At 70.2% G+C, this 17,364-nt stretch carries 16 protein-coding genes; 11 read left to right on the forward strand and 5 right to left on the reverse strand.

All coding sequences use genetic code 11. From position 1 onward, the window contains the following. The first annotated feature begins 8 nt into the window (after nt 1-8). From ROZ00_15005 to ROZ00_15015, 3 genes are read left to right on the forward strand one after another with little or no spacing between them, the layout of a single operon-like run. Nucleotides 9-470 carry a CZB domain-containing protein gene (locus ROZ00_15005; protein ID MDT3737535.1) on the forward strand — a complete coding sequence of 154 codons (462 nt, stop codon included), beginning with the start codon at nt 9-11 and terminating at the stop codon, nt 468-470. A 13-nt stretch (nt 471-483) separates the two neighbouring features. Then, complete coding sequence (gene rng, locus ROZ00_15010) at nt 484-1,968, forward strand: ribonuclease G (GenBank protein ID MDT3737536.1); 1,485 nt, start codon at nt 484-486, stop codon at nt 1,966-1,968. 14 nt (nt 1,969-1,982) lie between these two features. Beyond that, complete coding sequence (locus ROZ00_15015) at nt 1,983-3,443, forward strand: 1-acyl-sn-glycerol-3-phosphate acyltransferase (protein ID MDT3737537.1); 1,461 nt, start codon at nt 1,983-1,985, stop codon at nt 3,441-3,443. Nucleotide 3,444: 1 nt separating this feature from the next. On the opposite strand, the gene senA is transcribed toward ROZ00_15015, so the two are convergent. From senA to ROZ00_15030, 3 genes are read right to left on the reverse strand one after another with little or no spacing between them, the layout of a single operon-like run. Then, on the reverse strand, nt 3,445-4,605 hold the full coding sequence (gene senA / locus ROZ00_15020; GenBank protein MDT3737538.1) for a selenoneine synthase SenA: 1,161 nt from the start codon (nt 4,603-4,605) through the stop codon (nt 3,445-3,447). Continuing rightward, nucleotides 4,602-5,597: an L-histidine N(alpha)-methyltransferase gene (egtD, locus tag ROZ00_15025; GenBank protein MDT3737539.1), complete on the reverse strand. Its 996-nt coding sequence runs from the start codon at nt 5,595-5,597 to the stop codon at nt 4,602-4,604. Before egtD ends, senA begins: the two co-directional genes overlap by 4 nt. 32 nt (nt 5,598-5,629) lie before the next feature. Continuing rightward, a complete protein-coding gene (locus ROZ00_15030; GenBank protein MDT3737540.1) occupies nt 5,630-6,208 on the reverse strand; it encodes a peroxidase-related enzyme in 579 nt (192 codons plus the stop codon). A gap of 85 nt (nt 6,209-6,293) precedes the next feature. Here ROZ00_15030 and ROZ00_15035 point away from each other — a divergent pair, with 85 nt between their 5' ends. From ROZ00_15035 to ROZ00_15045, 3 genes are all read left to right on the forward strand, one after another. Beyond that, nucleotides 6,294-7,166: a dienelactone hydrolase family protein gene (locus ROZ00_15035; protein ID MDT3737541.1), complete on the forward strand. Its 873-nt coding sequence runs from the start codon at nt 6,294-6,296 to the stop codon at nt 7,164-7,166. Between the two features lie 78 nt (nt 7,167-7,244). After that, the gene (locus ROZ00_15040; GenBank protein MDT3737542.1) at nt 7,245-8,000 is read left to right on the forward strand and encodes a helix-turn-helix transcriptional regulator; all 756 of its coding nucleotides are present in this window, start codon (nt 7,245-7,247) and stop codon (nt 7,998-8,000) included. A 78-nt stretch (nt 8,001-8,078) separates the two neighbouring features. Beyond that, on the forward strand, nt 8,079-8,900 hold the full coding sequence (locus tag ROZ00_15045; GenBank protein ID MDT3737543.1) for a nitroreductase family protein: 822 nt from the start codon (nt 8,079-8,081) through the stop codon (nt 8,898-8,900). Between the two features lie 4 nt (nt 8,901-8,904). Here ROZ00_15045 and ROZ00_15050 read toward each other — a convergent pair whose 3' ends face one another. Next, on the reverse strand, nt 8,905-9,456 hold the full coding sequence (locus ROZ00_15050; protein MDT3737544.1) for a histidine phosphatase family protein: 552 nt from the start codon (nt 9,454-9,456) through the stop codon (nt 8,905-8,907). Beyond that, nucleotides 9,453-10,460: a hypothetical protein gene (locus tag ROZ00_15055; GenBank protein ID MDT3737545.1), complete on the reverse strand. Its 1,008-nt coding sequence runs from the start codon at nt 10,458-10,460 to the stop codon at nt 9,453-9,455. Before ROZ00_15055 ends, ROZ00_15050 begins: the two co-directional genes overlap by 4 nt. A 149-nt stretch (nt 10,461-10,609) precedes the next feature. Between ROZ00_15055 and ROZ00_15060 the strand changes: the two genes are divergently transcribed. From ROZ00_15060 to ROZ00_15080, 5 genes are read left to right on the forward strand one after another with little or no spacing between them, the layout of a single operon-like run. Continuing rightward, nucleotides 10,610-11,476 carry an SDR family oxidoreductase gene (locus ROZ00_15060; GenBank protein ID MDT3737546.1) on the forward strand — a complete coding sequence of 289 codons (867 nt, stop codon included), beginning with the start codon at nt 10,610-10,612 and terminating at the stop codon, nt 11,474-11,476. Further along, nucleotides 11,476-13,095: an acyl-CoA carboxylase subunit beta gene (locus ROZ00_15065; GenBank protein ID MDT3737547.1), complete on the forward strand. Its 1,620-nt coding sequence runs from the start codon at nt 11,476-11,478 to the stop codon at nt 13,093-13,095. The genes ROZ00_15060 and ROZ00_15065 overlap by 1 nt, the downstream gene beginning before the upstream one ends. Before the next feature lie 9 nt (nt 13,096-13,104). After that, nucleotides 13,105-14,253: an acyl-CoA dehydrogenase family protein gene (locus tag ROZ00_15070; GenBank protein ID MDT3737548.1), complete on the forward strand. Its 1,149-nt coding sequence runs from the start codon at nt 13,105-13,107 to the stop codon at nt 14,251-14,253. A gap of 1 nt (nt 14,254) precedes the next feature. Continuing rightward, on the forward strand, nt 14,255-16,207 hold the full coding sequence (locus ROZ00_15075; protein ID MDT3737549.1) for a biotin carboxylase N-terminal domain-containing protein: 1,953 nt from the start codon (nt 14,255-14,257) through the stop codon (nt 16,205-16,207). Continuing rightward, complete coding sequence (locus tag ROZ00_15080; protein ID MDT3737550.1) at nt 16,204-17,355, forward strand: acyl-CoA dehydrogenase family protein; 1,152 nt, start codon at nt 16,204-16,206, stop codon at nt 17,353-17,355. The genes ROZ00_15075 and ROZ00_15080 overlap by 4 nt, the downstream gene beginning before the upstream one ends. The last annotated feature ends 9 nt before the right edge of the window (nt 17,356-17,364 follow it).

A 17,364-nucleotide genomic window follows, 5' to 3' on the forward strand; every position in this document is an offset into this window, starting at 1 on the left:
GCATCACCATGAGCGCACTCGACTGGTTCAAGCGCATGATGGGGCAAAAGGCGGACGAGGCGGCGCCCCCTCCGCCGCCGGCCGACGCCTCGATGGAGGTGGCGGGCCTGAACTTCATGACGGCCATCGAAGCCCACATCAAGTGGAAGTCGCGGCTGGAGAACTACATCCAGGGCACCAGCAGCGAGGACCTCAAGGTCGAGACGGTCTGCCGCGACGACCAGTGCCCGCTCGGCAAGTGGATCTACGGCACCGGCGGCGAGCGCTTCGGCACCATCGACACCTTCGGCGAGATGAAGGGACAGCATGCCCTTTTCCACCAGTGCGCCGGACGGGTGCTCGAGACTGCCCAGGCGGGCAAGAAGGACGAGGCGATGCGCCTGCTGCAGTACGGCGACTACGTGCGCGCCTCCGAACAGGTCAAGCGCCTGCTCGCCAAGTTGTATGTGCGATTGAACGCGGGGGCCTGATACACTCCTCGCCATGAGCGAGGAATTTCTGGTCAACTTCACGCCGCAGGAAACCCGCGTCGCCCTCATGCAGGGCGGCATCGTGCAGGAACTCCACATCGAGCGCACCGCCTCGCGCGGCCTCGTCGGCAACGTCTACCTCGGCCGCGTCGTGCGCGTGCTGCCCGGCATGCAGTCGGCCTTCATCGACATCGGCCTCGAGCGCACCGCCTTCCTGCACGTCGCCGACATCTGGGAGCAGCGCCAGAACGGACACGGCGGCAACGGCAGCGGCAACGGCGGCGACGGGCCGAAGCCGATCGAGAAGATCCTCTCCGAGGGGCAGAACCTCATCGTCCAGGTGCTCAAGGACCCGATCGGCACCAAGGGCGCGCGCCTGTCCACCCAGATCAGCATCGCCGGCCGCCTGCTCGTCTACCTGCCGCAGGAGAAGCACATCGGCATCTCCCAGCGCATCGAGGGCGAGGCCGAGCGCGAACAGCTGCGCGAGAAGCTGCAGCAGCTGGTGCCCGCCGACGAGGCCGGCGGCTTCATCGTGCGCACCATGGCCGAGAAGGCCAGCGACGAGGAGCTGGCCAACGACATCGCCTACCTGCGCAAGATGTGGGCCGAGGCGAAGAACGCCGCCGTGGCCGCCCGCCCGCCGGCGCTGCTCTACCAGGACCTSACCCTCGGCCAGCGCCTGCTGCGCGACCTGGTGACGCCGGAGACCGCGTATATCGTCATCGACTCGCGCGAGAACTTCCAGAAGCTGACGGCCTTCGCGCAGGAATACATGCCGCAGCTGATGCCGCTGTTCAAGCACTACACCGGCGAGCGGCCGCTGTTCGACCTGCACGGCGTCGAGGACGAAATCCAGAAGGCGCTGGCGCGCCGCGTCGACCTCAAGTCCGGCGGCTACCTGATCATCGACCAGACCGAGGCGATGACCACCATCGACGTCAACACCGGCGGCTTCGTCGGCCTGCGCAACTTCGACGACACCATCTTCAAGACCAACCTCGAGGCGGCGCAGACCATCGCGCGCCAGCTGCGGCTGCGCAACCTCGGCGGCATCATCATCCTCGACTTCATCGACATGGAGAGCGAGGAGCACAAGGCCGCCGTGCTGGCCGAACTCAACAAGGCGCTCTCGCGCGACCACACGCGCATGTCGGTGAACGGCTTCACCGCGCTCGGTCTGGTCGAGATGACGAGGAAGCGCACGCGCGAGTCGCTCGCCCACGTGCTGTGCGAGCCCTGCCCGACCTGCGGCGGCCGCGGCGAGGTGAAGACCGCGCGCACCATGTGCTACGAGGTGCTGCGCGAGCTGCTGCGCGAGGCGCGCCAGTTCAACGCCCGCGAGTACCGCGTGCTGGCCGCGCCCGCCGTGATCGACCTCTTCCTCGAGGAGGAGTCCGGCTCGCTCGCCATGCTCTCCGACTTCATCGGCAAGCCGATTTCCCTGCAGGCGGAATCGGGCTACACTCAGGAGCAGTTCGACATCGTCCTGATGTGACGCCTGGAGGAGGCATGGACGCCAGCATCAGTGTCCCGCTGTGGCTGTTCGTCATCCTGGCGCTGCTCGCCGCCTGGGCCGCCGGCGTGCTGCTGCTGGCGCCGGGCATGCGCTGGTTCTTCCGCCGCCGCATCAACGCAGTCATCGAGGAGCTCAACACCCGCCTGAGGATCGAGCTGCCCTCGTTCAAGCTGACCCGGCGCGAGGTGCTGATCGACCGCCTCTTCCACGACCCGCGCATCCAGGCCGCCGCCGAGGCGCACGCGAAGGAGAGCGGCGAACCGCTCGTCGACGTGCGCCGCCGCATCGACCGCTACGCGCGCGAGATCGTGCCCTCCTTCAACGCCTACCTCTACTTCCGCATCGGCTACTGGCTGGCGAAGAGCGTCGCGCGCAGCCTCTACCGCGTGCGCCTCGGCTACGCCGACGAGGCCGGCCTGGCGGCGGTGGACCCCAAGTCCACCGTGGTCTTCGTCATGAACCACCGCAGCAACATGGACTACGTGCTGGTGGCCTTCCTCGCCGCCGAGCAGGCGGCGCTGTCCTATGCCGTCGGCGAATGGGCGCGGGTGTGGCCGCTGCAGGCGCTGATCCGCTCGATGGGCGCCTTCTTCGTGCGGCGCAACTCCGGCGACCCGCTCTACCGCACCGTGCTGGCGCGCTACGTCAGCATGGCCACCGAGGCCGGCGTGCCGCAGGCGCTGTTTCCCGAGGGCGGCCTCACCGTCGACGGCGCCCTGCGGCAGCCGCGCTTCGGCCTGCTCGACTACATGGTGAAGTCCTTCCGCCCGGACGGCGAGCGCGACCTGGTCTTCATTCCCGTCGGCCTCAACTACGACCGCGTGCTGGAGGACCGCAGCCAGCTGCTCAAGCTGGGCGAGCGGCGGCGGCGCGGCATGCTGGGCGCCGTGTCGACGACACTGACTTTCATTGCGCGCAACCTGTGGCAGATGCTGACCGGCAACTGGCACCGCTTCGGCTACGCCTGCGTGAACTTCGGCAGCCCGGTTTCCATGCGGCGCTACGTCGCCCTGCACGGCGTGGATTTCCCCGCGCTCGACGACGAGGCCCGGCGACGCGAGGTCGAGGCACTGGGACGCTACCTGATGCGGGCCATCGGCGGGGTGATCCCGGTGGTGCCGGTGGCGCTGGTGGCCCAGGTGTTCGGCCGGGATGCCGCGCGGGCGCTGTCGGAACTGGAGATCAAGTCGGCGGCCTGCGACCTGCTGCGCGACTGGGAGGCGCACGGCGCCCACATCTACATCCCGCGCCACGACCGCGACTACGCCATCGGCGTCGGCCTGCGCATGCTGACCCTGCGCCGCATCGTCGAGGAACGCGACGGCCTCTTCCGCGCCGTGCCGGAGAACCTGCCGGTGCTCGCCTACTACGCCAACTCCGTCGCCCATTTCGCCGGCGAGGTCGCACACGCGATCCCCGTCGAGCAGGCCGCCTCGGCGCCGGCCGTTTCCTGAATCAAAGATCCCGCGCGCTGAGGAAGCCGACGAAGATGTCGTCGCGGTGCGGCTCGTAGAAATTGCGGAAGGCCGGATCGAGCAGGCGGGCGGGCGTGGCGAAGGAGCCGCCGCGCACGACGCGGTGCGTGTGGAACCAGGGCTGCGAATAGTCCGCGTAGGCGTCCGGCGAAAAGCCGGCGTAGGGCGCGAAGGGGCTGGCCGTCCACAGCCAGGCATGGCCCCAGGGCAGGAAAGCCGCGTCGGCGCTCCGCGTTGCGCACTCCCACTCGGCCTCCGTCGGCAGGCGCCGGCCGGCGCGGCGGCACCAGGCCTCGGCCTCGAAGGCGCTGACGTGGAGCACCGGCTCCTCCGGCGCGAGCGGCTGCCAGGCGTCGAAGACGCGCCGCTCCCAGCCGTGCGCGCCGCGGCGCCAGTAGCGCGGCGCGCGGCGGCCGGTCTCGGCCAGCCACTGCCGGCCTGCCTCGCTCCACCATTCCGCCCGCTCGTAGCCGCCGTCCTCGACGAAGGCCAGGTAATCCTCGTTGCTCACCGGCCGCGCGTCGATGGCGAAGGGCGCCAGTTCCACCGTGTGCGCCCACTTCTCGTTGTCGAAGACGAAGCCGGCGTCGCGGCGGCTGCCGACCTCGGTCCCGCCGCCGGGGAAGGACAGCTCCTCGCCGGGGGGCAGGGACGGCGGGCCGCGGCGCGTGCGCACCTTCGCGGACGGCGCCAGGCCGAGCGTCTGCAGCGTGTAGTACAGCGCCTCGCAGTGCATGTCCTCGTGGTACAGCGCCAGCTGGAAGAAATACGGATCGGCGCCCTCCCTGTCGAGCGCGGCGTGGCAGGCGTCGAGCACGCCGGCCAGGTAGCCGCGCGTCGCCGCCAGGCTGGGCAGGTCGAGCGTCCAGCGCGCCTCGTGGGCGACGCGGCTCGAGTCGTACCAGCGGTCGGGGTCGTGCAGGAAGCGCGAATGGGTGAAGCCGTGGTTCCGGCGGCGCAGGCACCAGCGCTCGGCGAACCAGGCGACGTGGCCGACCTCCCAGCGCGGCGGGTTGATGATCTTCAGGTAGGGCACCGACTGCCACAGCGCCGGCGGCAAGTCGGCGTAGATCGCCAGCAGGCGCGCGCGGCTCTCGTCGAGCGCGGCATGCAGCGCGGCTTTCGAGAGCTGCCGGCTCATGCCGGCTCCGCCAAAAACAGCGCGAAGCCGCCTGCTTCGTCCAGCCACCGGCGCTGCTTCGGCAGGCCGGCTTCTTCGAGCAGCACGGCGAACCCTTCCGGCGTCCACTTGTACGAATCCTCGGTGTGGATGCGTTCGCCGGCGGCGAAGCGGCGCATCTGTCCGGCCAGCTTCACGGCCACCTCGCGGCGCGCTTCCAGGTGCATCTCGACGCGGCTCGTCGCGGCGTCGAAGAAGGCGACGTGGCGCCAGTCGGCGACGTCGAAATCCGCCGGCAGCAGGCGGTTCGCATGGTTCAGCACGTTCAGGTTGAAGGCGGCGGTGACGCCCAGCGCATCGTCGTAGGCGGCGTCGAGCACGGCCTTGTCCTTGACGAGGTCGACGCCGATCAGCAGGGCGCCGCCGGGAGCGGTCGCGCTGCAGGCGCGGGCGATGCGCGCCAGGAAGCCGCGCGCCGCGGCGGGCGAGAAATTGCCGATGGACGAGCCGGGGTAGAACCACAGCCGCGGCGCGGCGGCCGGCGCCAGCAGGTCTTCCGGCAGGTCGAGGCTGTGCGTGAAGTCGATTGCCGCGCCGGCGATCGGCAGGCCGGGGAAGCGCTGGCGCAGGCGGCCGAGCGCCTCGCGCAGGAAATCCGCCGAGATGTCGAGCGCCGCGTAGCCGGCCGGTGCCAGCAGCGGAAACAGGCCGGCCGCCTTGCCGCAGTCGCCGGCGCCGAGGTCGATCAGCAGCCGGCCGCGCCCCGCCGCATCGGCGATCTCCCCGCCCCGCTCGGCGAACAGGCGCGCCTCGCTGCGCGTCAGGGCGTACTCGGGCAGGCAGCAGATTGCCGCGAACAGGCGCGAACCGAGCGCGTCGTAGAAGTATTTCGGCGGGATCGCGGCGCGTACGGCGAGCAGGCCGGCCAGCAGCTCGGCTGCCGCATCCCCGCCGCCGCGCCGCAGGTCGGCGAAGCGGAAGGGCTGGAGGCGGTCGGGTCCGGGACTGTCCATCCGCTCAGGATAAACCGTCCCCTGCCGGAGCGCTATTTCTTCGGCAGCCTGCCGAGCAGGTAGAACTCGTCGTTCGGCCGCATGTTCGTCAGGTTGGCCATGCGGTTGGAGAGGCCGAAGAAGGCCGAGATGCCGCCGATGTCCCAGATGTCCTCGTCCGTGAAGCCGTGGCCGCGCAGCGTCTCGAAGTCCGTGTCGTTGATCTCGCCCGAGCGCAGGCAGACCTTCATGGCGAAATCCAGCATCGCCTTCTGCTTCGGCGTGATGTCGGCCTTGCGGTAGTTCACCGCCACCTGGTCGGCGACGAGCGGGTTCCTGGCGCGGATGCGCAGGATCGCCCCGTGCGCCACCACGCAGTACTGGCACTGGTTGGCGTTCGACGTGGCGACGACGATCATCTCGCGCTCGGCCTTGCTGAGGCCGCCTTCCTTCTCCATCAGCGCATCGTGGTAGGCGAAGAAGGCGCGGAACTCGTCCGGCCGGTGCGCCAGCGCGAGGAAGACGTTCGGCACGAAGCCGGACTTTTCCTGCACCGCCAGGATGCGGGTGCGGATGTCCTCGGGGATGTCCTTCAGTTCGGGCACGGGGTAGCGGCTGATCGGAGCGCTCATGACTGTTCCTTTAGGCTTGAAGAATTCGGCGGATCGCGGTATTTTAACGTCTCGCCGCACCCCGCCCCGACAGGAACACACAAACATGAGCGGACAAACAGCCGCCGACTTCGACAGCCTCGTCCCCGAAATTCCCTTCAGCCGCCGCGGCTTCCTCGTCACCGCGCTCGGCGCCGGCTTCGCGCTGGCCGTGCAGCCGGTGATGGCGCAGACCGCGATCACGACCGACACGCAGGGCCTCGTCGCCGGCGAGGTCAAGGTCAAGGTTCACGACGGCGAGATGGTCGCCTACCGCGCCCAGCCGGCCTCGGGCGGCAACTTCCCGGTGATCCTCGTCGTCTCCGAGATCTTCGGCGTGCACGAATACATCGCCGACACCTGCCGGCGCCTCGCCAAGCTCGGCTACCAGGCCATCGCGCCGGAGCTCTTCGCCCGCCACGGCGACCCGCGCAAGCTCGGCAACATTCAGGAGATCCTCACCGGCATCGTCGCCAAGGTGCCCGACGCGCAGGTGATGAGCGACCTCGACGCCTGCGTCGCCTGGGCGAAAGTCAGCGGCGGCGACACGGCGCGCCTCGGCATCACCGGCTTCTGCTGGGGCGGCCGCATCGTCTGGCTGTACGCCGCGCACAACCCGCAGGTGAAGGCCGGCGTCGCCTGGTACGGCCGCCTGGTCGGCCAGGCGGGTGCGCTCACGCCGAAGCACCCGATGGACCTCGCCGCCGGCCTCAAGGCGCCGGTGCTCGGCCTCTACGGCGGCGCCGACGCGGGCATTCCGCTCGACACCGTCTGGGACATGCAGGACAGGCTGAAGGCCGCCGGCGGCAAGTCGATGATCCACGTCTACGACGACGCGCCGCACGCCTTCCATGCCGACTACCGGCCGAGCTACCGCAAGGAGCATGCCGAGGACGGCTGGAAGCGCATGCGCGAGTGGTTCCGCACGTACGGCGTCTGAGCGTCGGGACCGGCGCGGGCGCGGTAAGATGGCGCGTCCCAACCATGGCGCCGCGCAGGCGCCGAAGCGAGCCGGCCCATGCACCCTCTCGAAGGACTGATTGCCGACCTCGGCACGGCGGGCTTCCGCGAGCGCCTCTATGGCGCCCTCGACGGCCTTGCCCCGACCGACCACGTTTCCCTGCTGCGCTACGGCAGCGACGGATGCATCCGTCTGGTGTGCACGGCGTCGCGGCCGCGCTGGCGCTTCGCCCAGGAGGCCCAGCGCGCCTACCTCGACCGCTTCCATGCCCTCGATCCCAACCGCGAGGCGCTTACGCGTCCGCCCGCCGGCGCCCTGGTGCGCCGCCTGCGCCGCGAACAGGTGCCGGGGGCCGACTACCGCCATTACTGCTACGACGCCGCGCGGCTGGTCGACCGCCTCAGCGTGCTGTGCGCCGACGCCGGCGGCGGCTACGCGCTCAACCTCTACCGCAACCGCGAGCACGGCCCCTTCACCGACGGCGAGGCGGCAAGGGTGCAGGAGCACGCCTCCCTGCTGGCCGCCTGCTGCGTCAAGCACGACCGCCTGCAGGCGCAGGCGGCCGGCGCCGGATCCGCCGGCCGCGTCGATGCCCTCGGCGCCCGCCTCATGCAGCTGCAGCGCGGCCTGAGCCGCCGCGAACTCGCCGTCGCCGCGCGCGTGCTGTCCGGAATGACCTCGGAGGGCATCGCCGCCGACCTCGGCATCGGCCTGCAGAGCGTGCTTACCTATCGCAAGCGCGCCTACGCCAAGCTCGGCGTGTGCGGCCAGCGCGAGCTGTTCTCCCTCGCCCTGCTGCCGCAGGGGCACTGAATGTCCCTATCGCGGGGGACGGCGCACCCGCCCCCGCGCGGGTAAGCTGGCGGCGAACCTGTTCCGGAGGATGCCCGCATGAACGAACCCCTCGCCGGCCTCGACTACGAGGCGCTGATGGAAGTGGTGCGCCGCCGCCGCAGCGTGCGCGCCTTCGAGAAGGGCCGCCACGTCGGCCGCGACGTGCTGGAGAAGATCGTCGACTGCGGCCGCTGGGCGCCGAGCGGCGCCAACTCGCAGCCGTGGGACTTCATCGTCGTCGACGATCCCGCCATGAAGGAGCAGGTCTTCGAGGTCTTCATGCGCCAGTCGCAGCGCCTGATCGACCACGCCAAGGGCTTCCCGGCGGTGAAGAAGACCTACATGGCGCACACCGTGGCGATCGTCGTCGTCGTCGGCGACCCGCGCTGGAAGGCCTGCTTCCCGCAGGGCACCTCGCCGGAGTTCGTCGAGGAGTACGCCGCCAACAACGAGAAGATCCACCTCGTCTCGCTCGGCGCCGCCATCCAGAACCTGCAGCTCGGCGTCACCGCCATGGGCCTCACCTCGGCCTGGCTCTCCGGCGGCGGCGAGGCCACCACCAACCGCGAACTGTCGGCGCTGCTCGGCTATCCCGCGTTCATGGAGGCGGTCGGCACCATCCCCATCGGCTATCCGCAGAGGGACGTCTCGCTGCGCTACCGGCGGCCGCTGCCGCAGGTGCTGCACTGGAACCGCTACCAGCCGGAGAAGTTCCGCCCGCAGGCGCAGATCGACTACTACGTCGAGCGCCTGCGCCCCTTCGCCATGTACCGCGGCGTCGAGAAGATGGAGGACTGGGAGGACTGCGACGAGAAGCTCGGCCCGTGGAAGGACGCCTTCACCACGGCGGCGCCGAACCCCTCCGGCAAGCTGGAGTAATCCTCTACGGCGCCGGCAGGCGCCCCACCACCACCACCTTGCCGCCCTCGCCGCGCACGACGATGATCTCCGCCGTCGACGGCGAGACGCCCGTCAGGGCGCGGATGTTGAAGTTGTGCGTCACCAGCGCGACGTTCTGCGGCGGCCGCACGGTTGCGATCAGCGCCGCCACGGCGCGCGTGCGCTCGGCCTCGCGGTCGGGGTCCTTGTGCAGCGAGTTGAGCGCCTCCCACGGCACCGGCGGATGGCCGAAGGCCAGCTCGGCCGTCTCCAGCGTGCGGCACCACTGCGAGGCGCGCACCTCGCTCACGGCCACCGCGCGCCATTTCAGGGCGCGGCCGACGCGGCGCGCCTCCTCGCGCCCCGCCTCCGACAGGTTGCGCTGCGTCCTGCAGTCGCCGAGGAAGAAGTTCGGCGGGTCGCCCAGTCCCGGCTCGGTGGCGGCGTGGCGGATCAGCAGCACGTTGCCGCCGGCCTTCAGCTGCGCCCAGACGGCGTCGTCGGCGCGGGCGAGGGGGGCGAGCGCGAGCAGCGCGGCGAGGAACAGGCGTTTCATTCGATCACTCCCAGTCTTCCGTTGTGCGAGCCCATGTACCAGTAGCGGCCCTGCGCGTCGACGATGGCCTTGCGGATGCCGGTGTTCTTCGAGGGCAGGGCGATGACGCGGAACGACTCCGTCTTCGGATCGAGCAGCGCCACCGTGTCGGTGTCGATCTCGTTGGCCCAGACGCGCCCCGCGCCGTCCACCGTCACCGCGTAGGGGCCGCCGCCGCGGCCGGCCGGCATGGCGTATTCCTTGACGATCTTGCGCGCCTGCGGATCGACCCGGATCAGCTTGCCGTTGCCGTAGAGCGTCACCCAGAGCATGCCGTCCGGCGCCGTGGCGATGCGGCGCGGGCGCGAGCCGCTGCCGGTGTCGAGGTGCGTGATCTGGCCGGTGGCCGGATCGAGGCGGCCGAGGCTCTCCTCGCCGATGCGGCAGAACCAGACGGCGCCGGTCTTGTCGATGGCCAGGCCGTAGGGATTGCCCGAGGTCTTGTACTCGGCGATCTTGCCCGTGGCGCGGTCGAGGCGGCCGATGCGCTGGCCGTTCTGCACGGTGAACCAGATGGTTCCCGCTTTTCCTCCCGTTTCGTCGATGACCAGCGTGTGCGGGTCGCCGCCCGAGGGCGCGCGATGGGAAATGACGGTGCCGGTCTTCGGGTCGAGGCGGCCGATCGACCCGTTGCCGTTGCCGGTGTACCAGACGATGCCCTCGGCGTCGACCAGCAGGCCGTGCGGCCGCGCACCGTCGGGCAGGTCCCACTCCTTGAAGGTCTTCGTCTTCGTGTCGAAGCGGGCGATGCGGTTGCCGCTCATCACCGCGATGTAGATGTTGCCGTCCGGCCCGGGCGCCGGGTCGCGCGCGAACTTCGGCGTCGGCACCGGCCATTCGGTCACCTTGCCCTGCACCTGCGGCAGGGCGCCGGGGACGATGCCGTAGTTGGAGCCGCCGGCAAAGGCCGGGGCCGTCACTGCCGGGCCGGCGCAGGCGGCCAGGATCAGGATGAATTTTTTCATTGTCGGGGTCTCCGTCGGGGCGCTCCAGTCTATGCCCGGGCAGGGGGGTGCGCAAGGCGCTTGCGCTCGGCGCCGCGCCCGGCCATAATCCAACCAAGCAACTGCTTGGTTGGCGTGTGTTTTCGGCTGCGCCGGCCTCGGGAGATTCCATGCACTACCGTTCGGTTTTCCGCGCCGGCCTGTTCGCCGGCCAGAGCGTCGTCGTCACCGGCGGCGGCAGCGGCATCGGCCGCTGTACCGCCCACGAGCTCGCCGCCCTCGGCGCCCGCGTCGCGCTGGTCGGCCGCAAGCCCGAGAAGCTCGAGGCCGTGCAGCGCGAGATCGCCGACGCCGGCGGTGCCGCCACCTTCCACGCCTGCGACATCCGCGACGAGGCGCAGGTCTGCGCCACCGTCGATGCCGTCCTTGCCGCGCACAGTCGCATCGACGGCCTGGTGAACAACGCCGGCGGCCAGTTCCCCGCGCCGCTGCGCGACATCTCGCTGAAGGGCTGGGACGCCGTGGTGCGCACCAACCTCACCGGCGGCTTCCTCATGGCGCGCGAGTGCTACCGGCGCTGCATGGAGGCCAACGGCGGCGCCATCGTCAACATGAGCGCCGACATGTGGGGCGGCATGCCCGGCATGGGCCATTCCGGCGCGGCGCGTGCCGGCATGGTGAACTTCACCGAGACCGCCGCCTGCGAATGGGCCGTCTCCGGCGTGCGCGTGAACGCCGTCGCGCCGGGCTGGATCGCCTCATCCGGCTTCGAGACCTACCCCGAGGAATTCCAGCAGCTCGCCGCGACGCTCAAGCACAAGGTGCCGCTGCGCCGCTTCGGCACCGAATCCGAGGTCGCCGCCGCCATCGTCTTCCTGCTCTCGGAGGCCGCCTCCTTCATCACCGGCACCACCCTCCGCATCGACGGCGGCGTGCTCAACGCGCGGCCGACCTGGAAGCTGGTGGCGCACAAGCGCTCGAAGCCCTACAACGGCTTCCCGCTGTATGCGCCGCCGAAGTTCATGGTGGACGAGTAATGCCTATCCTCGAAAGCGCGATCGACACCGCCTCGCCCGCCTGCGCCGCCAACCGCGCGGCCTGGTTGGCGCTCATCGCCGACTTCCGCGCGCTCGAGCAGCGCGTGCGCGACGCCTCGGCGAAGGCGAAACCCGTCTTCGACAAGCGCGGCCAGCTGCTGCCGCGCGAGCGCGTGGCGCGCGCGCTCGACGCCGGCTCGCCCTTCCTCGAGCTCGCCACCGTCGCCGGCTGGTGCATGGACAATCCCGATCCGGCGAAGACCGTGCCCGGCGGCGGCCTCGTCGCCGGCATCGGCTACGTCTCCGGCGTGCGCTGCATGGTCGCCGCCTCGGATTCCGGCATCGACGCCGGCGCCATCCAGCCGATGGGCCTGGAGAAGATCCTGCGCGTGCTGGAAATCGCCAAGGAGAACAAGCTGCCCTTCCTGCATCTGGTGGAGTCCGCCGGCGCCAACCTGCTCAAGTACCGCGTCGAGGACTTCATCCACGGCGGCGGCCTGTTCTGCGGCCTGACGCGCCTTTCCGCTTCAGGCATCCCGGTGGTGACGGTGGTGCATGGCTCCTCCACCGCCGGCGGCGCCTACATGCCCGGCATGTCGGACTATGTGGTGATGGTGCGCGGCCGGGCGAAAGCCTTCCTCGCCGGCACGGCGCTGCTCAAGGCCGCCACCGGCGAAGATGCTTCCGAAGAGGAACTCGGCGGCGCCGAGATGCACGCCGGCACTTCCGGCCTGTGCGAATACCTCGCCGAGGACGACGCCGACGGCATCCGCCTCGCCCGCGAGGTGCTGGCCAAGCTCGACTGGAACCGCGACCTGCGCCCGGAGCAAAAGTCAGTCCGTGCGCCACGGCGCGACATCGACGAGCTGCTCGGCCTGGTGCCGCTCGACACGAAGAAGCCCTACGACGTGCGCGAAGTCATCGCCCGCCTCGTCGACGGCTCCGACTTCCTCGACTTCAAGCCCGGCTACGGCGTGCCGACGGTGTGCGGCCACGCCGTGCTCGACGGCCACGCGGTCGGCCTCATCGGCAACAACGGCCCGATCGACCCGGCCGGCGCCACCAAGGCCTCGCACTTCATCCAGGCCTGCTGCCAGTCCGGCACGCCGATCATTTATTTGCAGAACACCACCGGCTACATCGTCGGCAAGGCCAGCGAGCAGGCCGGCATGATCAAGCACGGCGCCAAGATGATCCAGGCCGTGGCCAACGCCACGGTGCCGCAGATCACCCTGCACATCGGCGCCAGCTTCGGCGCCGGCAACTACGGCATGTGCGGCCGCGCCTACGGCCCGCGCTTCGCCTTCTCCTGGCCCAACGCGAAGACGGCGGTGATGGGCGGCGAGCAGGCGGCCATGACCATGCGCCTGGTGATGGAGGCCAAATTGAAGCGCGGCGGAGGTGACGTGGACACCGCCCAGCTCGACGCGCTGGAAAAACAGATCGTCGACACCTTCGACCGGCAGTCGTCCGCCTACTACACCAGCGGCCGGCTGCTCGACGACGGCATCATCGATCCGCGCGACACGCGCAAGGTGCTGGCCTACGTGCTCTCCATCTGCCGCGAGGCCGATGCGCGCGCGCTGCGCCCGGTGCAGTTCGCCGTGGCCCGACATTAAGGAGCGACCATGCTGTACACCCAGGAACACCAGGAACTCCAGCGTTCGGTGAAGAAGTTCATCGAGACCGAGATCAATCCCCACGTCGACGCGTGGGAGGCGGCGGAAATCTTCCCGGCCCACGAACTCTTCAAGAAGATGGGCGATGCCGGCTTCCTCGGCATCAACAAGCCGCAGGAATACGGCGGCATGGGCCTCGACTACTCTTTCCAGCTCGCCTTCGGCGAGGCGCTCGGCAACGTGCGCTGCGGCGGCGTGCCGATGGCCATCGGCGTGCAGACCGACATGGCCACGCCGGCGCTGGCGCGCTTCGGCTCCGACGAACTGCGCCGCGAATTCCTCGCGCCGACCATCGCCGGCGACCTCGTCTGCAGCATCGGCGTCTCCGAGCCGGGCGCCGGCTCCGACGTCGCCTCGATCAGGACCTTCGCCAAAAAGGACGGCGACGACTACGTCATCACCGGCACCAAGATGTGGATCACCAGCGGCACCCAGTCCGACTGGATCTGCCTGCTCGCCAACACCTCCGAGGGCGCCGCGCACAAGAACAAGACGCTGATCTGCGTGCCGATGAAATCGAAGGGCGTCTCCGTGGCGAAGAAGCTGAAGAAGCTCGGCATGTGGTCCTCCGACACGGCGCAGCTCTACTTCGACGAGGTGCGCGTGCCGCAGCGCTACCGCATCGGCGAGGAGGGCATGGGCTTCACCTACCAGATGCAGCAGTTCCAGGAGGAGCGCCTGTTCGCCGCCGCGCAGTGGACGGCGCTCGACCGCATCCTGCGCGAGACCGTCGCCTATACCAAGGAGCGCCAGGCCTTCGGCCAGTCCATCCTCGACAACCAGTACGTGCACTTCCGCCTCGCCGAGCTGAAGACCGAGATCGAGGCCCTGCGCGCGCTGGTGCACGACGCCGCGACCAAGCTGGTGGCCGGCGAGGACGTGACGATGCTCGCCTCGATGGCCAAGCTGAAGGTCGGCCGCCTCGGCCGCGAGGTCGCCGATTCCTGTCTGCAGTTCTGGGGCGGCATGGGCTACGTCTGGGAGAGCAGCGTCTCGCGCCTGTTCCGCGACATCCGCCTCTCCTCCATCGGCGGCGGCGCCGACGAGGTGATGCTCGGCATCATCGCGAAGTACATGGGCACGCTGCCGCGGCGCTGAGATGTTCACCAAGGTCCTCATCGCCAACCGCGGCGAGATCGCCTGCCGCGTCATCCGCAGCTGCCGCGCGCGCGGGCTGCGCACGGTGGCCGTCGTGTCGGCCGCCGACCGCCACGCCCTGCACGCGCGCCTCGCCGACGAGGCCCATGAGATCGGCGCCGCGCCGCCGCGCGAGTCCTACCTGAACATCGAGCGGATCATCGCCGCCGCCAAGGCCACCGGCGCGCAGGCCGTGCATCCGGGCTACGGCTTCCTCTCCGAGAACGCCGAGTTCGCCGCGGCCTGCGCCGCGGCCGGCCTCGTCTTCATCGGCCCGCCGGCCGAGGCCATCCGCCTGATGGGCAACAAGGCCGCGGCCAAGCGCCGCATGCGCGAGGCCGGCGTGCCCTGCATCCCGGGATATGACGGCAGCGACCAGTCCGACGCCACGCTGATCCGGGAGGCGGAGAAGATCGGCCTGCCGCTGATGATCAAGGCGGCGGCCGGCGGCGGCGGGCGCGGCATGCGCCGCGTGACGGCCTTCGCCGACTTGCCGGCGGCGCTCGCCTCGGCGCGCTCCGAGGCGCAGTCGGCCTTCGGCTCGGGCGAGCTGATCCTCGAATACGCGCTGACGGCGCCGCGCCACGTCGAGGTCCAGGTCTTCGCCGACACGCAAGGCAACGTCGTCCACCTCGGCGAGCGCGACTGCTCCATCCAGCGCCGCCACCAGAAAGTCATCGAGGAGGCGCCCTCTCCGGCAGTAAGCCCGGAACTGCGCGCCCGCATGGGCGAGGCCGCCGTGCGGGCGGCGAAGGCGATCGGCTACGTCGGCGCCGGCACCATCGAGTTCCTGCTGGCCGAAGGCGATTTCGTCTTCATGGAGATGAACACCCGCCTGCAGGTCGAGCATCCGGTGACGGAGCTGGTCACCGGGCTGGATCTCGTCGACCTGCAGCTGCGCGTCGCCGCCGGCGAACCGCTGCCGTTGTCGCAAGCGGACGTGCGCCTCGACGGCCACGCCATCGAGGCGCGGCTCTACGCCGAGAACCCCGACGCCGGCTTCATCCCGCAGACCGGCACGCTGCTGCGCTGGCAGGCGCCCGCCGGCGTGCGCGTCGACGCCGGCGTCGACAGCGGCACGGAGATCACCTCCCACTACGACCCGCTGCTGGCGAAGATCATCGCCCGCGGCGAAACGCGCGAGGAGGCGCAACAGAAGCTCATCGCCGCCCTGCGCGACACCATGGCGCTCGGCGTTACCACCAACAAGGCCTTCCTCGTCGGCTGCCTCGAGCATCCGGAGTTCACGGCCCGCGGCGCCACCACCGACTTCATCGCCGCCCACTTCACGCCGCAGGCGGATGCCGACCCGCGCAGCGAGCTGCTCGCCGCCGCCGCGCTGGTCTTCGCGCAGACGAGCGCCGCCCGCCTGCCGCAACCGGAGCTGGCCTTCTGGCGCTCCAGCGGCAGCGCGACGACGCATTTCACGCTCGGGCTGGGCGAGCGCGCCGCATCGCTGCGACTGACTTCTCTAGGCGATAGCCGCTTCGAGGCCGCCGTCGGCGATGCGCGCAACGAGATTGAACTGATCGACTGCACCGGCGAAACCTGGCGCATCGCCTTCGCCGGCCTGCAGCTCGCGGTGCGCCACGCCTTCGATTCGGAAGGCCGCCTGCACCTGGAAGTCGACGGCGCGCAGGCCGTCGTCACCGACCTCACCATGCAGCCGGCGCAGGCACGCGAAACCGCGGCCGGCAGCGGCCGCATCACGCCGCCCATGAACGGCCGCGTCGTCGCCGTGCTGGCCGAGGCCGGCGCCAGAGTGACGCGCGGCCAGGGCCTCATCGTGCTGGAGTCGATGAAGATGGAACACACCCTCGCCGCGCCCTGCGACGGCGTGCTGGCGGAACTGACTTGCGCGGTCGGCGAGCAGGTGGCGCCGGGGAAACTGCTGGCGCGCGTCGAGGCGGCATGATGCTGACGCAACCCAACCCCCGCCACTACACCGCCGACCACGCGGCCTTCCGCGCCACGGTGCGCCGCTTCGTCGAGCGCGAAATCCTGCCGCACGCCGCCGGGTGGGACGAGGCCGGCGGCTTCCCGCGCGAACTCTACGGCAAGGCCGCCGCGGCGGGCCTGCTCGGCGTCGGCTTCCCCGAGGAATACGGCGGCACGCCGGCCGACCATTTCTACCGCCTCATCCTCGCCGAGGAGATGGGCCGCTCCGGCAGCGGCGGCACCTGCGCCAGCCTGATGAGCCATACCATCGGCCTGCCGCCGCTGGTGGCGGGCGGCACCCATGAACTCAAGGCGCGCGTGATTCCCGGCGTGCTCGCCGGCGAGAAGATCAGCGCGCTGGCCGTCACCGAACCGGGCGCCGGCTCCGACGTCGCGCAGCTTTCCACGACCGCGCGCCGCGACGGCGATCATTACGTGGTGAACGGAGCCAAGATGTTCATCACCTCCGGCCTGCGCGCGGATTGGTACACGGTGGCCGTGCGCACCGGCGGCCCCGGCGCGTCCGGCGTTTCGCTGCTCGAAATCGAACGCGACACCCCCGGCTTCACGCGCACGGAACTCAAGAAGATGGGCTGGTGGGCCTCCGACACCGCCGAGCTGCATTTCGACGACTGCCGCGTGCCGGCGGCCAATCTCATCGGCGCCGAAGGCCAGGCCTTTCCGCTTATCATGCGCAACTTCAACGGCGAGCGCCTGACGCTGGCGGCCTCGGCCTGCGGTGCGGCACAAGCCTGCCTCGAGGACGCCGTCGCCTGGGCGCGCGAGCGCAAGACCTTCGGCCAGCCGCTGATCGGCCACCAGGTGATCCGCCACAAGCTGGTCGACATGGTCGAGCGCATCGAGGCAACGCGCGCGCTGCTCGATGATCTGGCGGCGCGGCTGGATGCAGGAGAACAACCGGTCGCGCAGACCGCGATGGCGAAGAACTACGCCGCCCGCACCATGCAGTTCTGCGCCGACGCCGCCGTGCAGATCCTCGGCGGCTCCGGCTACATGCGCGGCGTGCGCGTCGAGCGCATCTACCGCGAAGTGAAAGTGATGATGATCGGCGGCGGCGCAGAAGAAATCCTGAAGGACCTCGCCGCCCGCCAACTCGGTTTTTGACAGGAAGAA

Origin of the sequence: Denitratisoma sp., assembly GCA_032027165.1 — a bacterium.
Classification (GTDB): domain Bacteria; phylum Pseudomonadota; class Gammaproteobacteria; order Burkholderiales; family Rhodocyclaceae; genus Desulfobacillus.